Source organism: Bradyrhizobium sp. SZCCHNRI3043 (genome assembly GCF_032377735.1).
GTDB lineage: Bacteria > Pseudomonadota > Alphaproteobacteria > Rhizobiales > Xanthobacteraceae > Bradyrhizobium.
The window spans coordinates 1-2,857 of record NZ_JAUHID010000037.1; the positions used below are offsets into that span (position 1 = coordinate 1).

The window sequence follows — 2,857 nt, forward strand, 5'->3', positions numbered from 1 at the left end:
GTCTCGTCCTCGCCGGCAGCGGCACCGGCTTCGCGCCGATCTGGGCAATCGCGGCGATGGCGCTACGCGAGCAGCGCAGCCGTCCCATGGTGATCATCGCCGGCGCACGCTACCCAGCCAGCCATCGATGAGGCTATCCGCCAATCATGCCCCCCGTAGTTGCTTCGAAGCCGCCCTTTGACCTCAGATATGCCTATAGAACATTACGGGAACACGTTCAACGGTCGGTGGAGATGATCCAACGGGGATTCCTTGCAGGCGCGCCAGGCTGGTATCTGCAATGCCGGGCGCGGGATTGAAGGCCGTCAGTACGAGCAGTTTGCCGACTCGGGAACTCTACACCGCGTACCAGGATGTTCCGAAGCGTTGTTCTTTGAATAGCGCCCGCCGCCCCCGCTGTCGCATGCGCGCGTCGGGCGGCCGTCCGAGATCCCTGATCGTTGTGAATTGCGCCGTAAGCGTAGTGCGCAATCGCAGATCGTCGCGCCATTGCCGATTAAGGCGCGTCGCAGGTTCGAACGTCATAGCGCCACGGCGAAGCAATAGTGCCCATCTTCATCGGCCGTGGCGCGCCATCCACTCTCTTAGGGCGCGTCGCAGCGCGACCGGGCGCTAGTCCGGCCAAGACGCCGGATCCAAGCCCCTTCGGGTCTTGGCCGAAGGTAACGCTCCCTCGTGCGAAGTGGGGGCATGCTTGAGCGACCGCCACTTCCATGACGGTCGCCGCTAAGCAATGCCGGTTATTTGTGGAAAATTTGCCCGTTGACGCCGAGCACTCCAGCGCCCCGCTGGCCACGGTTCGTCGCCCGAGCCACCGCGCAAGCTCCGATGCCAGTTCCTTGCTGCGCAGCTCGATTGCGGCGACGCGGATCGTGTCCCCAAGCGTGGTGTAGCTGGCGGTCCACCGCGTTCGCCGGCTGGAGCCGGGCCTGTCAGCTGGCGATAGCCGTGAGGCTGACGTTCGGATCATCGCTCAATGGCGCGATGGTTTCCAGCGTCATGTAGCGGGCACGTTGGACCGCCCATTCATCGTTCTGTTCGAGCAGGACAGCTCCGATGAGGCGGACGATAGCGTCCTCATTGGGGAAGATGCCGACCACCTCGGTGCGCCGTTTGATCTCGCCGTTGAGGCGTTCGATCGGATTGGTGGAGTGCAACTTGGTCCGATGCTGCGGCGGGAACGTCATGTAGGCAAGCACGTCGGTCTCGGCCTCGTCGAGGAAGCCGGCAAGCTTGGGCAGCTTGGGACGGAGCTGATCGGCGACCTTGCGCCATTGGGTGCGAGCGGCCTCGGCATCGTCCTGGGCAAAGGCCGTGGCGATGAAGGCGGAGACCACGCGCCGTCCGCTCTTGCCGGCATGAGCCAGCACGTTCCGCATGAAGTGGACGCGGCAGCGTTGCCAGCTGGCGTTGAGCACCTTGGTCACGGTGGCCTTGATGCCCTCGTGGGCGTCGGACACCACCAGCTTGACGCCGCGCAAGCCGCGGCGGGCCAGCTTGCGCAGGAAGGCGGTCCAGAACGTCTCGGCCTCGGACGGCCCGATGTCCATGCCGAGAACCTCGCGCCGGCCGTCGCTGTTGACGCCGACTGCAACGATCACCGCGACGGAGACGATGCGCCCCTGCTGGCGCACCTTCACATAGGTGGCGTCGATCCAAAGATAGGGCCAGTCACCCTCGATTGGACGGCCGAGGAAGGCCTTCACTTTGTCGTCGATCTCGCCGCACAACCGACTGACCTGGCTCTTGGAGATGCCGGTCATGCCCATCGCCTGCACCAGATCGTCGACCGAACGGGTCGAGACGCCCTGAACGTAAGCCTCCTGAACCACGGCGGTGAGCGCCTTCTCGGCCATGCGCCGCGGCTCCAGGAAGCCGGGGAAATAGGAGCCCTTGCGCAGCTTTGGGATGCGCAGCTCCACCGCACCGGCGCGGGTCTCCCAGATCCGGTCGCGGTAGCCATTGCGCTGGGCCAGACGTTCGGGGCTCTTCTCGCCATAGGCAGCCCCGGTCTGGCTCTCGACCTCCAGCTCCATCAGGCGCTGGGCCGCAAAGCCGATCATCTCGCGCAGCAGATCGGCGTCTGGGGTCTTCTCTACCAGCGTGCGCAGGTTCATCATGTCTTCGGTCATCGGTGGTTCCTCGGTTGCGTTGGCGTGTCGCAACCCGATCCTACCGGAGAACTGCCGGTGACCACCGCAAAGCCGCCCGCCCGCTACGGCGCTATTTGGGAGCGCGCGTCCGGGCGGCTTTGCTCCACCGAGCTACACCACCTCCGGGGACACGACCTGGAGACAGGGGTATACAGCGCATCTGTGACGATGCTCGGTAAGCTGTCCAAGGCGCTCGGCGTAGAGCCCAGCGAATTTCTAAAACCTTGACCAGAGCCTCTGGTGCTCGTTTCGCTGGGGTGCTCTGGCAGAATTGGCGACAATCGCTCGGGCTGTCCCCTATAGTGAAGACCAGCCACGTCGGCCGATCGGCCAGCGCCAGTAGCCCTCTATACTTGGGAGTCGCGCGACCGGGCCCAGCTTGGTGCGGTATTGGTGCGTGAGGATTTGAAGTAAGTACTGATCCCGCTAACGCGTTGATCGTCCGTGAGACCTTATCACCCTAGGGCTGCGACCGGGCCGTTATGGGCGGCAAGCTATCGATCGGCTTCGTTGATTTTGCTGCGTTCTCGTTCGATTTCGATTGAGTTCGTTGCGGCTTGTTCGGATCGTTCTGGTGCGAGACTGGTGCGGCCCGTTGGGGGCAACATCCTCTCTAGGCTGAAACAGAGGGCGATTCTAGGAAACCTTAAGATCACTTGGCAATCAGGGGGCCACCTCGTGTTGTCCGGAAGCCATCATTGGTA

1 protein-coding gene and 1 pseudogene are annotated in these 2,857 nt (G+C 63.5%); one reads left to right on the forward strand and one right to left on the reverse strand.

Annotated features, from left to right (window positions below; genetic code table 11):
• A pseudogene (locus tag QX124_RS31770) lies at positions 1-110 on the forward strand (ferredoxin--NAD(+) reductase); the annotation flags it as partial.
• Positions 111-932: 822 nt separating this feature from the next.
• Here QX124_RS31770 and QX124_RS31775 read toward each other — a convergent pair.
• Complete coding sequence (locus QX124_RS31775; protein WP_315714240.1) at positions 933-2,132, reverse strand: IS256 family transposase; 1,200 nt, start codon at positions 2,130-2,132, stop codon at positions 933-935.
• Positions 2,133-2,857: the final 725 nt, after the last annotated feature.